This is a genomic window from Rhodoblastus sp. 17X3, assembly GCF_030056575.1.
Classification (GTDB): domain Bacteria; phylum Pseudomonadota; class Alphaproteobacteria; order Rhizobiales; family Beijerinckiaceae; genus Rhodoblastus.
The window spans coordinates 198,635-213,889 of the sequence record NZ_JASHHX010000005.1; the positions used below are offsets into that span (position 1 = coordinate 198,635).

Genomic DNA, 15,255 nt, shown 5'->3' on the forward strand with positions numbered 1-15,255 from the left:
GCGCCCTAAACCGCGCGCGGATGCGCCGCGCGATAGGCCTCGAACAACCGCGTCTTGTCGATCGAGGTGTAGATCTGCGTCGTGGACAGGCTGGCGTGGCCCAGAAGCTCCTGAATCGACCGCAAATCGCCGCCCCGGCTCAATAGATGGGTGGCGAAGGAGTGGCGAAGGGCGTGAGGCGTGGCCGAATCCGGCAGCCCGAGGGCGCCGCGCAACCGCTCCACCGTCAGCTGGATGATTCGTGGGGAAAGCGCTCCGCCGCGCGCGCCCACGAAAAGCGGCCCGTCCTTGTCGAGGCTGTAAGGGCAGCATTCGAGATAGGCCTCGACCGCCTTTCGCACCGGAAGGATCGCGGGAACGGCGCGGGTCTTGCCGCCCTTGCCGACAATGGTCAGGGAGTCGACGGCGCCGGTCGGCGCCGCGCCGCGCCTGATCGCCAAGGCCTCGGAAATGCGCAGGCCCGCCCCGTAAAGCAAGGCCAGGACCGCTGCGTCGCGAGCCAAAATCCATGGCGCCCGGACATCGTCGCCGTCGCCTTCCCCTAAAGCCATTTCCCGCGCCTTGACCGCGGGCAGCGCCTTGGGAAGCGACCGGGCGACCTTGGGCGACCGGACCTTGTCGAACACGCCGACCTTGGCGAGATCTTCGCGGTCGAGGTGCCGCGCAAAGGAGCGCAGCGCCGCCAGTTGCCGCAGCAGCGAGCGCGACGCGACGCCGTCGTCGCGGCGCCGGGCCATGAAGGCGCGCAGATCCGTCGGCTTCAGGCCCGCCAGCATTGAAAAATTGGGCGCCGCTTCGAAACGTTCGCCCAGAAATTGCAGGAATTGCCGCAGATCCCGCCCGTAGGCGTCGAGTGTCAGAGGAGAAGCGCGCCTTTCGCCGGCGAGGCGGCGCAGCCAGGAGCGCGCGGCCTCGACGAGATCTGCTTCGGCGCCCGCAAAGGCGGTCTCAAGCGCGGCGGCCGAATTCCGTCGAGAAGTCTTGTCCATGCGGACAGCCTAATCCCCGAAGGTCAACAATCCTTTGCCGCGTCGGGCTTGGGTCAGCCTTTGACGGCCTTGGCGGCCTGGGCCTTGAATTCCTCGAAATGACGCGCGATCTGGTGTTCCGACTGGACGACGCCCGCGGCGGCGAAATCCTTCTGGATCTGCGCGAGAACGCCGAACTTGAGGTCGCCGGCCACATCCTGCGTGACGAGCGCCTTCGCGTAATCCTCGGCTTCCGCGCCAGTTTTGCCCAGCTTCTCGGCGGCCCAGAGCCCGGTCGTCAATTTGGCGCGGGCGAGGATCCGGAACAGAATTTCCTCGTCATGCGCGAATTTGCTCTCAAAAGCCTCTTCGCGCTTGTCGAATCCGGACATTTGCATTCCCTTCCCGTTTCAGTTTTTACGTGCGCGCATATATATAGATTCGTTAGGTCGCTGCCTAGCATTGCGTTGCCTCAAGAAGCGCGCGCAGGAATGGGCCTTTCGGGTGATATTGGGCGGGTTGGCGCCCGATTCGTGGAAACTGGTTGTGTCCCGGCGCGGAACGGGCTAGGAACCCTGAGAAACGCGGCCCAAAGGTTTCGTATCCGGGCGACTCGCGCCGACAGGCGAAGGTCGCCGTTTCCGATCCGCCTGACCGCCGTCGCAGGAGGCCCGGAGGAGCCGCGGCATCCATGGATCATCTCAAGGATCGGTTGTTTCCCATGAATCGCCGCCGTCGCATTTACGAAGGCAAGGCCAAGGTGCTCTATGAGGGCCCGGAACCTGGCACTTTGATTCAACATTTCAAGGACGACGCCACCGCCTTCAATGCAAAGAAGCATGAAGTGATCGACGGCAAGGGCGTCCTCAACAACCGGATTTCGGAATATATTTTCCAGAATCTGAACGACATCGGCGTGCCGACTCATTTCATCCGCCGGCTTAACATGCGCGAGCAATTGATCCGCGAGGTCGAGATCATTCCGCTGGAAGTCGTCGTGCGCAACGTCGCCGCCGGATCGCTCTCGACCCGCCTCGGCATCGAGGAAGGCTCGCAGTTGCCGCGCTCGATCATCGAGTTCTATTACAAGAACGACGCGCTCAACGATCCGATGGTGTCGGAAGAACATATCACCGCCTTCGGCTGGGCGACCCCGCAGGAAATCGACGACATCATGGCGCTTGCCATTCGCGTCAATGATTTCCTCACCGGACTGTTCCTCGGCGTCGGCATCCGTCTGGTCGATTTCAAGATGGAATGCGGGCGGCTCTGGGAAGGCGACATGATGCGCATCGTCGTCGCCGACGAGATTTCGCCGGATTCCTGCCGGTTGTGGGACATCAAGTCCAACGACAAGCTCGACAAGGATCGTTTCCGCCGCGATCTGGGCGGCCTGGTCGAGGCTTATTCCGAAGTCGCGCGCCGGCTCGGCATCATGCAGGAAAACGAAAAGCCGCATTCCGGCGGCCCCAAACTGGTGCAGTAAGGCGCCCGGGCGGCAAGGTCGCCCGGCGACAAACGCAATTGGCGAAAAGGAAAGCGCCCCCCATGAAAGCGCGCGTCACCGTGACCTTGAAAACCGGCGTGCTCGATCCACAGGGCAAGGCCATTGAAGGCGCCCTGCATTCGCTGGGCGTCGAGGGCATCGCCTCGGTCCGCCAGGGCAAGGTCTTCGACATCGAGATTGACGCCGCCGACCCGGAAGCGGCCAGGGCGGCCCTGGCCGCAGCCAGCGAGAAACTGCTGGCGAATACGGTCGTCGAAAACTACCGCCTCGAATTGCTCTGAGCCGTCGCGGCTTGAACCTCCCAACGTCATGAAAGCGAGAACGCCATGAAAGCGGCGATCGTGCTGTTCCCGGGGTCCAATCGCGAGGGCGACGCCGCGCGCGCCTTGCGTCAGGCCGGAGCCGAAACCAGCATCGTCTGGCACGCCGATCACGATCTCCCCACGGGAACCGATCTCGTCGTCCTGCCCGGCGGCTTCAGCTATGGCGATTATCTGCGCTGCGGCGCCATCGCCGGCCGCGCCCATATCATGGACGCGGTGCGCAGCCACGCCGCGCGCGGCGGACTCGTGCTCGGCATCTGCAATGGCTTCCAGATTCTCTGCGAAAGCGGCCTCCTTCCGGGCGTGCTGATGCGCAACCGCGACCTGCGATTCGTCTGCAAGCGTCAACACTTGCGGGTCGAGCGCAACGACACCGCCTTCACGCGCGCCTATGCCCTGCATCAAGCCATCGACGTCGCCATCGCCCATGGCGAGGGCAATTACGAAGCCCATGACGAAACGATCGCCCGGCTCGAGGGCGAAGGCCGCGTGGCGTTCCGCTATTGCGACGCCTCAGGCAAGGTCGGCGGCGCGGCCAATCCCAATGGCTCGACCAATGACATCGCCGGGATCTATTCGGAAAAATTCAACGTGCTCGGCATGATGCCGCATCCGGAAAATCTGATCGACCCCCTCGTCGGCGGGATCGACGGGCGCGGCCTGTTCGAAAGCCTTTTACGCGCGGCTTGAGCGGAAGTCCGCCCCGGCGGCCGCAGTCCTGCTCGCCTTTTCTTGTCCAGCCGATCAACAAAAAAGCCCGATCTGACGACCGGGCTTTTGCATTTTCGCGAGTGTGCGAAAAAATCAGTACTTGGCGACGACCGGAGCGCCGAAGATGTCGGCGGCGCCGAAGCGATAGCCGAGACCGACGCCGACCAGCCAGGTGTTGGCGGACAGGTGCAGCGTGTTCGGGCCGAACGGGGTGTTGCCGGTGGTTTCCAGGAACAGATATTTGGCGTCGACGTTGAGCGCCCAGTGCTTGGTCAGGTAGTAGTCGAAGCCCGCCTGCAACGCGAGACCGGCGGAGGGCTTGATGTTGATGGCGTCGCCGGCGCCCAGGCTGCGGGTCAGCGGCGAAGTGGTCTGCAGGAACCAGGTGTAGTTGGCGCCGACGCCGAGATAGGGGTCGAACTGGCCGAGAGCGAAGTGATACTGCAGGGTCGCGGTGGGCGGCAGCAGCGTCGTGTTGGCGGCGTTGTTCTTCACGCCGAACGGCGTCAGCGAACCGGTCAGCGTGGTGTGCGCCATGCCGGCGATCACTTCGACCGCGATGTTCTTGGTGAAGAAATAGGTGAAATCGACTTCCGGAACGACATTGTTCGAAAGCGAAGCGTGATAGAGCGGAGCGCCGGCCAGGGTCGTGCCGCTGGCGTTGGGCAGGACGCCGAGGGCGCGGACGCGGATCAGGAAGGGATCGAAGGAATCATTGATCGGCGCATAGACCGGAGCGGACTTGGTCGAGGGAAGATCGGCGGCGAAGACCGGGGCGGCCACGGTGCTCAGCAGAGCGGCCGCGAAGGCGATGCGAAAATTGTTTTTCATGGGAGGCATTCCAGAGATTACGAAAACTTAGGCCACAGAACCCCTTCGCGGCGTACCGGGCGCTGGCTGAAACTGTTCCCAATCATCAGATTTGCGCTTGATCTGGATCAAGATATTGCGATGCGACAACGCATCTGCGGTAAGCTGTGGCGGAAATAACACAAATTGGCGCCCTGCTCGCGTTCTTGCCAAGACCCGCGCGAGGATTTACGAACGCCATGCGCGTTTCGCGGCTCCTCCGCGACGAATTGGCGCGTTTTTGACAAGGCCGGATTCCTTGACCGCTCAGACGAAATCCCATGAACCGGCGATCACGCCCGATCTGGTCGCCCAGCACGGCCTCAAGCCGGACGAATATCAGCGCATCCTGAAGCTGATCGGACGCGAGCCGACCTTCACCGAACTGGGGATTTTCTCGGCGATGTGGAACGAGCACTGCTCGTATAAATCGTCGCGGCTGCATCTGAAGAAGCTTCCGACCTCGGCGCCCTGGGTGATCCAGGGGCCGGGCGAGAACGCCGGGATCATCGATATCGGCGACGGCCTCGCTTGCGCCTTCAAGATGGAGAGCCACAACCACCCGTCCTATATCGAGCCTTATCAGGGCGCGACCACCGGGGTCGGCGGCATTCTCCGCGATGTCTTCACCATGGGCGCCCGGCCCATCGCCTGCCTCAATCTGCTGCGCTTCGGCTCGGTCGACCACCCCCTGACCCGCCATCTGGTGTCGGGCGTGGTCGCCGGCATCGGCGGCTATGGCAACAGCTTTGGCGTGCCGACGGTGGGCGGCTCCACCGCTTTCCATTCGAGCTATGACGGCAACATCCTCGTCAACGCCATGGCGGTCGGCCTCGTGCGCACGGACGAGATCTTTTACGCGGCGGCGACCGGCGTTGGACGCCCCATCGTCTATCTCGGCTCGAAGACCGGGCGCGACGGCATCCACGGCGCCACCATGGCCTCGGCGGAATTCGACGAAAAATCCGAAGAGAAGCGCCCCACCGTGCAGGTCGGCGATCCCTTCTCGGAAAAGCTCCTGCTCGAAGCCTGCCTCGAAATCATGGCCAAGGGCTGCGTCGTCGCCATTCAGGACATGGGCGCGGCGGGCCTGACCTCCTCCGCCGTCGAAATGGGCGCCAAGGGCAATCTCGGCATCGAGCTCGATCTCGACAAGGTGCCGTGCCGCGAGCCGGGCATGAGCGCCTATGAAATGATGCTCTCGGAAAGCCAGGAGCGCATGCTCATGGTGCTCGATCCAGAAAAGGAAGAGGAAGCCGAGGCGATTTTCCGCAAATGGGGGCTGGATTTCGCCGTCATTGGCAAGACCACCGACACTCTGCGCTTCGTCGTCAAGCACGGCGGCGAGATCAAGGCCGACCTGCCGATCAAGCAGCTCGGCGACGAGGCGCCGCTCTACGACCGGCCCTCTGTCCCGACCCCGAAGCCGCAAAAGCTCGATTCGGCGGCGCTCGCCGCGCCGCTCCCGATCGACGCCGCTTTGAAGAAGCTCGTCGCCACCCCTGATCTCGCCTCCAAGCGCTGGATCTGGGAGCAATATGACCATCTGATTCTCGGCAACAGCATCCAGGGACCCGGCGGCGACGCCGCGGTAGTGCGGGTCGAGAATGGCCCCAAGGGCCTCGCGCTCACCGCTGACGTCACGCCGCGCTATTGCTTCGCCGATCCGGTCGAGGGCGGCAAGCAGGCTGTGGCGGAAGCGTGGCGCAATATCACCGCCGTCGGCGGCAGACCGCTGGCGCTGACTGACAATCTCAATTTCGGCAATCCGGAAAAGCCGGAAATCATGGGCCAGTTCGTCGCCTGCCTCCAGGGCATTGGCGAGGCCTGCCGCGCGCTCGATTTCCCGATCGTTTCGGGCAATGTTTCGCTTTATAATGAGACGCAGGGCAAGGGCATTCTGCCGACCCCGTCGATTGGCGGCGTCGGCCTTGTCGCGGACGTGACCAAGAGCGCCGGCCTTGCTTTCCGCGCGCCGGGCGAGAAAATCCTGCTCGTCGGCGAAACCGAGGGCTGGCTGGGCCAGTCGATTTATTTGCGCGAGATTCTCGGCCGTGAGGAAGGCGCCCCGCCGCCGGTCGATCTTGCGAAGGAAAAAGCGCATGGCGATTTCGTCCGCGCGTTGATCGTAGGCGGCTTCGTCAGCGCGGCGCATGACGTTTCCGACGGCGGCCTCGCCGTAGCTCTGGCCGAAATGGCCATGGCGCGCGGCGTCGGCGCGAAAGTCGCCGCTCCGGGCGCGGATATTGCGGCCGTCTGGTTCGGCGAGGATCAGGGCCGCTATCTGCTGGCCGCGCCGGTTGGCCGCGCGGATGAAATCCTCGCCCTCGCCGCGAAAGCGGGCGTTCCCGTCGCGGTCATCGGCGAGACCGGCGGCGACGTCCTGGCGCTCGGCGGAGCTTCGCCTATGCTGGTGCGGGAATTGCTAGAGGCGCACGAGAACTGGATGCCGGCCTATATGGCCGGCGGGAAAACCGCCTGAACCTTTGAGGATATGCCATGCCGATGGAAGCCAGCGAAATCGAACGCCTGATCAAGGTCGCCATGCCGGATGCGGAGGTGATTATCACGGATCTCGCCGGCGACGGCGATCATTACCGCGCCCAGGTGATTTCCGAAGCTTTTCGCGGCTTGAGCCGCGTGCGCCAGCATCAATTGGTCTATTCGGCGCTCGGCGGCCAGGTCGGCGGCGTGCTCCACGCCCTGGCGCTGGAGACGGCGGCGCCGGAAACGGCTTGAAGCCAGCGCCCGCGAGGCTTAATTATGTTCCGTCGCGGAGCCTTGACCTCCGTGTGAAAGGAACAAGCCATGTCGGACGCTATGATTTCCACCGCCATCGACCGCATCAAGCAGGAAGTGGCTGAAAATGACGTCGTGCTCTTCATGAAGGGCACGCCGAACTTCCCGCAATGCGGCTTCTCGGGCCAGGTCGCGAAGATCCTCGGCTTTCTGGAAGTGCCCTACAAGGGCGTGAATGTGCTGGAAGACGGCGAAATCCGCGAAGGCGTCAAGCAATACGCCAACTGGCCCACGATTCCCCAGCTTTACATCAAGGGCGAATTTGTCGGCGGCTGCGACATCATCCGCGAAATGTTCGAGTCGGGCGAGCTGATCGACCAGCTCAAATCCGCTGGCGTCCCGGTCAAGGACCCGCGCAAGGCCTGACGGCTCTCACGGCTGCGTCGCCGCCCTGATCAAAGCCAGGGCGTCGGCGCCGTCCCATTTCGCGGGACCGGCGAGCGCGCCAATCTCGCAGCCATCGGGACCGATCAGGAATGTCGTCGGAAGACCGACAAGCTTGCCGCTTTGTTGCAGGCCCTGAAACGCCTTTCCGCTCGAATCGGCATAGAAGCCCAGATTCTTGACGCCGATTTCCTGCAGGAAGGCCTTGGGCCGCTCCAGTCGCGCCGTGTCGATATTGACCGCGACGACGCTGAAGCGATCATTCCCCGCCTCGCCCTGCAGTCGATCCAGCGCCGGCATTTCCTCCCGGCACGGCACGCACCATGTCGCCCAGAGGTTCAGGAGAATGGTCCGCCCCTTGAAGGAGGCGACCTCCGTGGGCGCGCCGTCATGCAGAAAACTGAAATTCTGTGCGGGACGCGGCTGGGCGCGGATCGCCAGCGCCGCGATATCGCCCTTGGCCAGAGGCGCGAGTTTCGTCGCCAGCGCCGCCGAGGCCGCGCATTCGCTCGCGCCCGTCGCGGCTTCCTTGCCCCCGCCCATGTTCTTCACGTATAGGACAGCCGCCGCCAGCATGGCGGCGACAAGGAACACATGCGGCAGGATGAGCCTGCGGGCGATGGCGCGCATCTGCGCGGGATCGACCGGCGGCGGCGCCTCTTGCTCGTCATTCATCAGAGACCTCGCTGCGGAGCGGTCATGAGCAATCAGATGTGGGGCGGCCGTTTCACCAGCGGCCCCGATGAGATCATGGAGGAGATTAACGCCTCCATCGGCTTCGACTATCGCCTGGCGCGGCAGGACATCGCCGGCTCCAAGGCGCATGTCGCCATGCTGGCGAAGGCCGGAATCGTCTCGCAAGCCGATTCCGACGCCATCGCCAAGGGTTTAGACGAGGTCGCCGCCGAAATCGAGAGCGGCGAGTTCACCTTCTCCCGCGCGCTGGAAGACATTCACATGAATGTCGAATCGCGTCTGGCCGAACTGATCGGCCCCGTGGCCGGTCGCCTGCATACCGCGCGCTCGCGCAATGACCAGGTCGCGCTGGATTTCAAGCTCTGGGTCCGCGACACCATCGACGATCTTGACGGCCAGCTGCGCGACCTTCAGCTCGCTCTGATCGAAAAGGCCGGGATCTACGCCGATGCGGTCATGCCGGGCTTCACCCATCTGCAATCCGCGCAGCCGGTCACCTTCGGCCATCATTGCCTGGCCTATGTCGAGATGATTTCCCGCGACCGCGGCCGCTTCCGCGACGCGCGCGCGCGCCTGAACGAATGTCCGCTCGGCGCGGCGGCGCTCGCCGGCACCTCCTTTCCGATCGACCGCGAGGCCACGGCCCGCGCGCTGGGCTTCGACCGCCCTACCGCCAATTCGCTCGACAGCGTCTCCGACCGCGATTTCGTGCTCGAAACCCTGTCCGCCGCCGCCATCGCAGCGACCCATCTGTCGCGATTCGCGGAAGAAATCGTGCTGTGGACGACGCCCCAATTCGGCTTCATCGCGCTTTCGGACAAATTCACCACCGGCTCGTCGATCATGCCGCAAAAGCGCAATCCCGACGCCGCCGAGCTGGTGCGCGGCAAGTCGGGCCGGATCATCGGCGATCTCGCCGGGCTCCTCATTGTCATGAAGGGCCTGCCGCTGGCCTATTCCAAGGACATGCAGGAAGACAAGGAAGGCTGTTTCGATTCGCTGCAATCCCTGTCGCTCTGCATCGCCGCCATGGCCGGCATGGTCCGCGACCTGACGCCGCGCGTCGACCGCATGAAGGCGGCGGCGGGCTCGGGCTATTCCACCGCGACCGATCTGGCGGACTGGCTGGTGCGGACGCTTGGCATGCCCTTCCGCCAGGCCCATCACGTCACGGGCCGGATCGTGGGGATCGCCGCTGAAGCCGGCCTCGAACTGGAGCAGCTGACCCTCGAACAGCTGCAATCGGTCGAACCGGCCATCACCGGCGCCGTTTTCGAGGTTCTGGGCGTCGAGAACTCGGTGCGCAGCCGCCTGAGCCTCGGCGGAACGGCGCCGGACAATGTGCGCAAACAGGCGCAGGCGTGGAGCGAACGCCTCGCCGACGAAAAATCAGCCTGAGGCTGCGCCTTTGTTGACGCGCATTTCTGGCTTTTCTTCTATAGTCCGCGCCGTTCGCGGGATCATTCGGGAGTCCGGCTTTTGACTCGTCACGTTCTTATCAAGGCGGCGCTGTGCGCGGCGGCCCTTTCCGGCGCTCTGCTGCTCGAAGGCTGCGGGCGGCGCGGCTTGCCGGTACCGCTCGACCCCGCCGTCGAAAAGAAGGCGGAGGAGGCGCCGCCCTCGCCGGCCAACGTGAGCCCGACGGCCAATTCGCACCAGAAATTGCCAAAAGGGATCGACGACAACTCGCTCAAGGCCGGCGCGCGCAAGACGCCGACGCCCTTCGACTTCCTGCTTTAAGGTCCGGCATGCATTTTTTCGACTATAAGGACGGCGTGCTGCATGCCGAGGGCGTCGCTTTGCCGGAATTGGCGAAAAGCGTCGAAACCCCGTTCTATTGCTACAGCGGCGCCACGATCCGCCGCCATTTCGAGGTTTTTTCGCAGGCGATGAGCGATCTCGACGCGCTCGTCTGCTATGCGATGAAGGCCAATTCCAACCAGGCCGTGCTGACCCTGCTCGCGAAGCTTGGCGCGGGCATGGACGTCGTTTCGGAAGGCGAATTGCGGCGCGCAAAGGCCGCGCAGGTGCCCGGCGAGCGCATCACTTTTTCTGGCGTCGGCAAGACCGACCGCGAAATCGCGCTGGCGCTCGACTATGGTATTTTCTGTTTCAACGTCGAATCCGAGCCCGAGCTGGAGCGCATATCGCAGATCGCCGCGGCGCGGGGCCAGACCGCCACGATCTCGATCCGCGTCAATCCGGACGTCGACGCCAAGACCCACGCCAAGATTTCGACCGGCAAGTCCGAAAACAAGTTCGGCATCCCGATTTCGGTCGCCCGCGAGGTTTACGCCCGCGCGAAGCGCCTGCCGGGGATCAGAATCGCCGGCGTGGACATGCATATCGGCTCGCAGATCACCGATCTCGCGCCCTTCGACAACGCCTTCGCGCTTCTCGCCGATTTCGTGCGCGCGCTGCGCTCCGACGGACATGAGATAGCCCATGTCGATCTTGGCGGCGGTCTGGGGATTCCCTATTCCGAACGCGAAAATCCCGAAAGCTACCGGCCCGAGCTTTACGCCGAGATCGTCCACCGCCACATCAAGCCGCTCGGCGCCAGGCTCGTGTTCGAGCCTGGGCGCCTGATCGTCGGCAACGCCGGAGTGCTGGTGACAAGCGTCATCTATGTCAAACATGGCGCGGCGAAGAATTTCATCATCGTGGACGCCGCGATGAACGACCTCGTCCGTCCGACGCTCTACGAAGCCCATCACGACATTTTCCCGGTCGTTGCGCCGCGCGAGGGCGCAGCAACGATCAAGGCCGATCTCGTTGGCCCGGTCTGCGAGACAGGGGATTTTCTCGCCCGCAACCGCGACCTGCCCGAGCCGCGGCCGGGCGATCTGCTGGCGGTGATGTCCGCCGGCGCCTATGGCGCGGTGCAGGCCGGAACCTATAATTCCCGCCTGCTGATCCCCGAAGTGCTGGTCGACGGCGACAAGCACGCGGTCATCCGGCCTCGCGGCGATTACGACTCCTTGATCGGGCTCGACAAAATTCCGCCGTGGTTGACATGAAGCCTCTGATCGGCGCGAAATAATCCGTTCGAGAGCGAGGCGCGGCAGGGTGACGCAAGATCCATCGGGTTGGCGAAATTCTGTCCGCTTCCGCCTGGCGGAATGGCGGAAGACGCGGCCGCGCCGGCTGACCTTGCTCGCGCAAGGCGCCCTCGTCATAGAGAGGCTTGCCCGCGCCCTTGCCCCGGCGGGCATTGTCGTCGGGCTTTTCGTTGCATTGAGCTGGACCGGGATCTGGCTTGGCGCGCCGACTTTTCTTCGCATTCTCGGGGTCGCCGCATTCATCGGCGCGCTGGTCGCCGCCCTGGCGCGCCTGCGTGATTTTTCCTGGCCTGACGCCGGCCAGGCCCGCGACGCGCTTGACGCAGGCGACAGCGACGCCCCCGCCGCCGCCTTGGCGGATGCGCTCGCCAATAGCGACGATCCCCAGACGCGAGAGCTCTGGCGGCTGCATCAGCGGCGCGCGGAACGACTCGCCGCCCGGCTCCAGCCCATCGTGCCCTCGCCGAAGCTCTGGACAATCGATCGCCATGCGCTCGGCGCGCTGGCCGTGCTCGCCCTCGTCGCCACGGGCCTGCTCGCGGGACCCGAAAAATACGCTCGCGTCGCCGCCGCCTTCGATTGGCGCTGGCGGGCCGCGGACGGCGCGCCGGCGCGCCTCGACGCCTGGATCGACCCGCCCGGCTATACCGGCAAGCCGCCGATTGTCCTTTCGCTGCAAGATGCGGGCAAGACGCCCGGACCCATTTCCGCGCCGATCGGCTCGGCCATCGTCATTCGCGCCGCCAACACGACCGATCTCCGGGTCTCGACTCAGGGCGGGATCGAAGCCGCGCCGGCGGCCAATGGCCCCGACTCCGCCGCGAGGGAGCGGCGCTTCGCCCTGCGCGGCGACGGGAGCCTGACGATTGGCCGCGGCGCAAACGACGTCGGCAATTTCACGCTCCGCGCCATCCCCGATCTTCCGCCCCGCATCACGGCGCTTGGACCGCCGCAGACCAATCTGCACGGCACCTTCGTCCTCTCCTATCGGATCGAGGACGATTACGGCGCGCGGGATGCGCAGGTCGTCGCAAATCCGGCAACCGGGGAGACTTCGCGCAACGCCCGCGCGCTGGTTCCGCCGCCGAGCGGGTCGCTTGACCTGCCGGCCGGTCCGGGCGGCCTCGGCGAGGGCAGGACGACGCTCGACTGGAGCGACAGCCCCTATGCCGGCGCGCAGGTCGATCTCGCGCTCGCCGTCCATGACGAGGGCGGCGGCGAAGGCCAGGCGATCCTTCGCAATTACGTCCTGCCGGGCAAGGTCTTCAAGAACCCCCTCGCCCTCGCGCTGACCGAGCAGCGGCGCATCCTCGCCCTGGACGCCGCACAACGGGACCGGGTGCTCGCGGCGATCGACGCCCTGATGATCGCGCCGGACATATTCACGCCGGACTCCAGCACTTATCTCGGGCTTCGCTTCGTCCACGATTCCTTGCGTCACGCCCGAAACGACGCCGAACTCGTCGCGGTCGTCGATTTCCTCTGGGAAATGGCCCTACGCGTCGAGGATGGCGATAGCTCGCAGGCCGAGCGCGACCTTCGGGCGGCGGAACAGGCCTTGCGCGAAGCCCTGAAGCGCGGCGCCTCGCCCGAGGAAATCGCCAAATTGACCGAGCAGATGAAAAAGGCGCTCGACCAATATCTCAACGCCATGCAGGAAAAGGCCGCAAGGGACAACGCGGCCAAGAACGACAAGGGATCCGAAAGCGAAACCGGCGAAGGGCAGTCGATCACGCCCAAGGATCTCAAATCCATGCTCGATCAGCTGGCCGAGGCCGCCAAGGATGGCGACAAGGACGCCGCGATGGAGCTGCTCGACCGCATGCGGGACATGCTTGAAAACCTCAAGACAGCCGAGCAATCGGAGCGATCAAATCAGGCCTCGCAAAATCGCCGGACCATGCGCGACATCGACAATCTCATGCGCGAACAGCAGAAATTGCGCGACGACACGTTCGCGCAGGACCGCGACAACGCCAAGGGCGCTGACCAGCAGCCGGGCGACGAAGAAGCGCAGGATGGTCAGGGCGAGAGCCCGCAAGATCGCGCGGCGCAGTCGCCCGGCGCCGGCAAGGGCAAGCGTCAGGGACAGCGCGGCGGCGCGCCTGACGAACAGGGCGGACAGGCCGAACAAGGGACTCAAGGCGAACTGGGCCAGCGGCAAGGCGAACTCGAAAAGAGGCTGAATGCTCTCAAGAAGCGGGCCGAAAGCGGCGCTGGAAAGAAATCAGAAGGCCTGGCCGAGGCCGAGGACGGCATGAAGCAGGCCGAGCAGGCGCTCAAGCAGGGCGACAATGAATCCGCCCTGAGCGCACAAGGCCGCGCGCTGGAAGGCCTGCGCAAGGGCGCCGCCGAAATTGCGCAACAGGGCGGTGAAAACGGCCCCTCGGACGATCAGGAGCAGGCGGGCGAGAAAAACGGCCAGGGCCTCAAGGGTCAGAATGGCGAAGGGCGGTTCGGCCGCGCGAACAAGCAGAACAATATTGACGCGACCGCCGCGCAAAAGGCCCGCAAGGTGCTCGAGGAATTGCGGCGCAGGCTCTCCGATCCGAGCCGCGCCCGCGAGGAGCTCGATTATCTCGAGCGCCTGATCAAGCCCGATTGATCGCTAGCAACATATTAAGCAGGACTTTCAGCTTATGGGCAATTTTTCCAATATTCTGACCGGCGCGGCGCTCGGCGCGGTGGCGCTTGTGCTTTTATTGGGATTGGCCAACATGATGCGCGGCGGCAGCCCGAATCTGTCGCAGAAACTCATGCGCTGGCGCGTGGGGCTGCAATTCGTCGCGATCATCGTGATCATGACTGTCTTGTTCCTGCGCCGATAATACCATTGGCCTTTGTTTCCGACTCGTCGAAAACAAAGGCGCCCGCCTGCGTCAGTCGGCGCGGACACCATCGGCCCTTTTCAAGGATCGATGGCATCAACCCGTTCGAGTGAATTCCGACCATGGTCAAACTCAACAAGATCTACACCAGGACGGGCGACGACGGCACGACCGGCCTCGCCAGCGGCGAAAGGCGCGCCAAACATGACGCGCGCGTCGAAGCCTATGGCGACGTCGACGAGGCCAATTCGGCCATCGGCCTCGCCCGCCTCTCCACCGCGGCCATGCCCGAACTCGACGCCATGCTGGAGCGCATCCAGAACGACATGTTCGATCTCGGCGCCGATCTCGCCACCCCGCCTTCCGATCAGCCGCTCGGCTATGAGCCTTTGCGAATCGTGATGGCGCAGGTGACCCGCCTCGAAGCGGAAATCGACGCGCTCAACGCCCGGCTGGCGCCCCTGCGCTCCTTCGTCCTGCCGGGCGGCTCTCCCGCCGCCGCCGCGCTCCACCTCGCCCGGGCCATTTCCCGCCGCGCCGAGCGGCGCATGGTCGCTCTGGCCGCTTCCGGCGAGGAGGTCAGCGCGCCGGCGCTGCAATTCATCAACCGTCTTTCCGATTTCCTCTTTGTCGCCGCGCGCGTCGCCAATCATGACGGCGCCGGCGACGTTCTCTGGAAGCCGGGCCAGAACCGTTGACGCGCGACCGCCCCCGCGGCGAAACGCGGCGCGGAAGCGAGATCGCCGGGCGCGCGGCGACGGCGTTGACTCGCTGCAAAGCCGCGACTACCAGATGATTCCCAGTTTGCCTGTCGTCCGGAACAGGGGCCTTCAATGCCTTTTTCAAATTTGCCGAACGAATGAGATAACGAGCAAGGATGCGACGAGCTTGCCCCTCTTCAGGCCGGCCAAGCTTGTGCTGAATTGTTTTCGTTGGAGGTCTTAACGCTTATCCCGGTCCACGCAGTCCTGCTGCTGTTCCGGAACAGGCTTATGGAGGTCGAAACCTATGAAAATCCTTGTGCCCGTGAAGCGGGTTGTTGACTACAACGTGAAGATCCGGGTGAAGACGGACGGTTCGGGCGTCGAGCTGGCGAACGTCAAGATGTCGATGAATCCGTTCGACGAA

Annotated in this window: 16 protein-coding genes and 1 pseudogene; 13 read left to right on the forward strand and 4 right to left on the reverse strand. The window is 64.3% G+C overall.

Annotated features, from left to right (window positions below; translation table 11 throughout):
* Positions 1–5 precede the first annotated feature (5 nt).
* On the reverse strand, positions 6–989 hold the full coding sequence (locus tag QM467_RS07515) for a tyrosine recombinase XerC (protein WP_283365688.1): 984 nt from the start codon (positions 987–989) through the stop codon (positions 6–8).
* Between the two features lie 53 nt (positions 990–1,042).
* On the reverse strand, positions 1,043–1,360 hold the full coding sequence (locus tag QM467_RS07520; protein WP_283365689.1) for a DUF1476 domain-containing protein: 318 nt from the start codon (positions 1,358–1,360) through the stop codon (positions 1,043–1,045).
* 299 nt (positions 1,361–1,659) lie between these two features.
* On the opposite strand from QM467_RS07520, the gene purC reads away from it, so the two are divergent.
* The 3 genes from purC to purQ all read left to right on the forward strand — a co-directional run bounded on the left by purC (position 1,660) and on the right by purQ (position 3,488).
* Positions 1,660–2,454 carry a phosphoribosylaminoimidazolesuccinocarboxamide synthase gene (gene purC, locus QM467_RS07525; RefSeq protein ID WP_283365690.1) on the forward strand — a complete coding sequence of 265 codons (795 nt, stop codon included), beginning with the start codon at positions 1,660–1,662 and terminating at the stop codon, positions 2,452–2,454.
* A 62-nt stretch (positions 2,455–2,516) separates the two neighbouring features.
* Positions 2,517–2,756 (forward strand): phosphoribosylformylglycinamidine synthase subunit PurS, encoded by a 240-nt coding sequence (gene purS / locus QM467_RS07530; protein ID WP_283365691.1) that lies wholly within the window; start codon positions 2,517–2,519, stop codon positions 2,754–2,756.
* Between the two features lie 45 nt (positions 2,757–2,801).
* Complete coding sequence (purQ, locus tag QM467_RS07535) at positions 2,802–3,488, forward strand: phosphoribosylformylglycinamidine synthase subunit PurQ (protein WP_283365692.1); 687 nt, start codon at positions 2,802–2,804, stop codon at positions 3,486–3,488.
* 114 nt (positions 3,489–3,602) lie between these two features.
* On the opposite strand, the gene QM467_RS07540 is transcribed toward purQ, so the two are convergent.
* The gene (locus tag QM467_RS07540; RefSeq protein WP_283365693.1) at positions 3,603–4,340 is read right to left on the reverse strand and encodes an OmpW/AlkL family protein; all 738 of its coding nucleotides are present in this window, start codon (positions 4,338–4,340) and stop codon (positions 3,603–3,605) included.
* Between the two features lie 277 nt (positions 4,341–4,617).
* On the opposite strand from QM467_RS07540, the gene purL reads away from it, so the two are divergent.
* The 3 genes from purL (at position 4,618) to grxD (ending at position 7,523) form a co-directional block, all read left to right on the forward strand.
* Complete coding sequence (purL, locus tag QM467_RS07545) at positions 4,618–6,840, forward strand: phosphoribosylformylglycinamidine synthase subunit PurL (RefSeq protein ID WP_283365694.1); 2,223 nt, start codon at positions 4,618–4,620, stop codon at positions 6,838–6,840.
* 17 nt (positions 6,841–6,857) lie between these two features.
* Positions 6,858–7,097: a BolA family protein gene (locus QM467_RS07550; RefSeq protein ID WP_283365695.1), complete on the forward strand. Its 240-nt coding sequence runs from the start codon at positions 6,858–6,860 to the stop codon at positions 7,095–7,097.
* A 69-nt stretch (positions 7,098–7,166) separates the two neighbouring features.
* On the forward strand, positions 7,167–7,523 hold the full coding sequence (gene grxD, locus QM467_RS07555; RefSeq protein ID WP_283365696.1) for a Grx4 family monothiol glutaredoxin: 357 nt from the start codon (positions 7,167–7,169) through the stop codon (positions 7,521–7,523).
* 6 nt (positions 7,524–7,529) lie between these two features.
* Here grxD and tlpA read toward each other — a convergent pair whose 3' ends face one another.
* The gene (gene tlpA / locus QM467_RS07560; RefSeq protein ID WP_283365697.1) at positions 7,530–8,216 is read right to left on the reverse strand and encodes a thiol:disulfide interchange protein TlpA; all 687 of its coding nucleotides are present in this window, start codon (positions 8,214–8,216) and stop codon (positions 7,530–7,532) included.
* Between the two features lie 24 nt (positions 8,217–8,240).
* Here tlpA and argH point away from each other — a divergent pair, with 24 nt between their 5' ends.
* The 7 genes and pseudogenes from argH to QM467_RS07595 all read left to right on the forward strand — a co-directional run.
* A complete protein-coding gene (argH, locus tag QM467_RS07565; RefSeq protein WP_283365698.1) occupies positions 8,241–9,635 on the forward strand; it encodes an argininosuccinate lyase in 1,395 nt (464 codons plus the stop codon).
* A gap of 81 nt (positions 9,636–9,716) precedes the next feature.
* Entirely contained in the window at positions 9,717–9,977 is a 261-nt protein-coding gene (locus QM467_RS07570) for a hypothetical protein (protein WP_283365699.1), read from the forward strand.
* Positions 9,978–9,985: 8 nt separating this feature from the next.
* Positions 9,986–11,257 (forward strand): diaminopimelate decarboxylase, encoded by a 1,272-nt coding sequence (lysA, locus tag QM467_RS07575; protein WP_283365700.1) that lies wholly within the window; start codon positions 9,986–9,988, stop codon positions 11,255–11,257.
* Between the two features lie 49 nt (positions 11,258–11,306).
* A complete protein-coding gene (locus QM467_RS07580) occupies positions 11,307–13,904 on the forward strand; it encodes a TIGR02302 family protein (protein ID WP_283365701.1) in 2,598 nt (865 codons plus the stop codon).
* 34 nt (positions 13,905–13,938) lie between these two features.
* Positions 13,939–14,127: a twin transmembrane helix small protein gene (locus QM467_RS07585; protein WP_283365702.1), complete on the forward strand. Its 189-nt coding sequence runs from the start codon at positions 13,939–13,941 to the stop codon at positions 14,125–14,127.
* A 122-nt stretch (positions 14,128–14,249) separates the two neighbouring features.
* Entirely contained in the window at positions 14,250–14,825 is a 576-nt protein-coding gene (locus QM467_RS07590) for a cob(I)yrinic acid a,c-diamide adenosyltransferase (protein ID WP_283365703.1), read from the forward strand.
* Between the two features lie 310 nt (positions 14,826–15,135).
* A pseudogene (locus QM467_RS07595) lies at positions 15,136–15,255 on the forward strand (electron transfer flavoprotein subunit beta/FixA family protein); the annotation flags it as partial.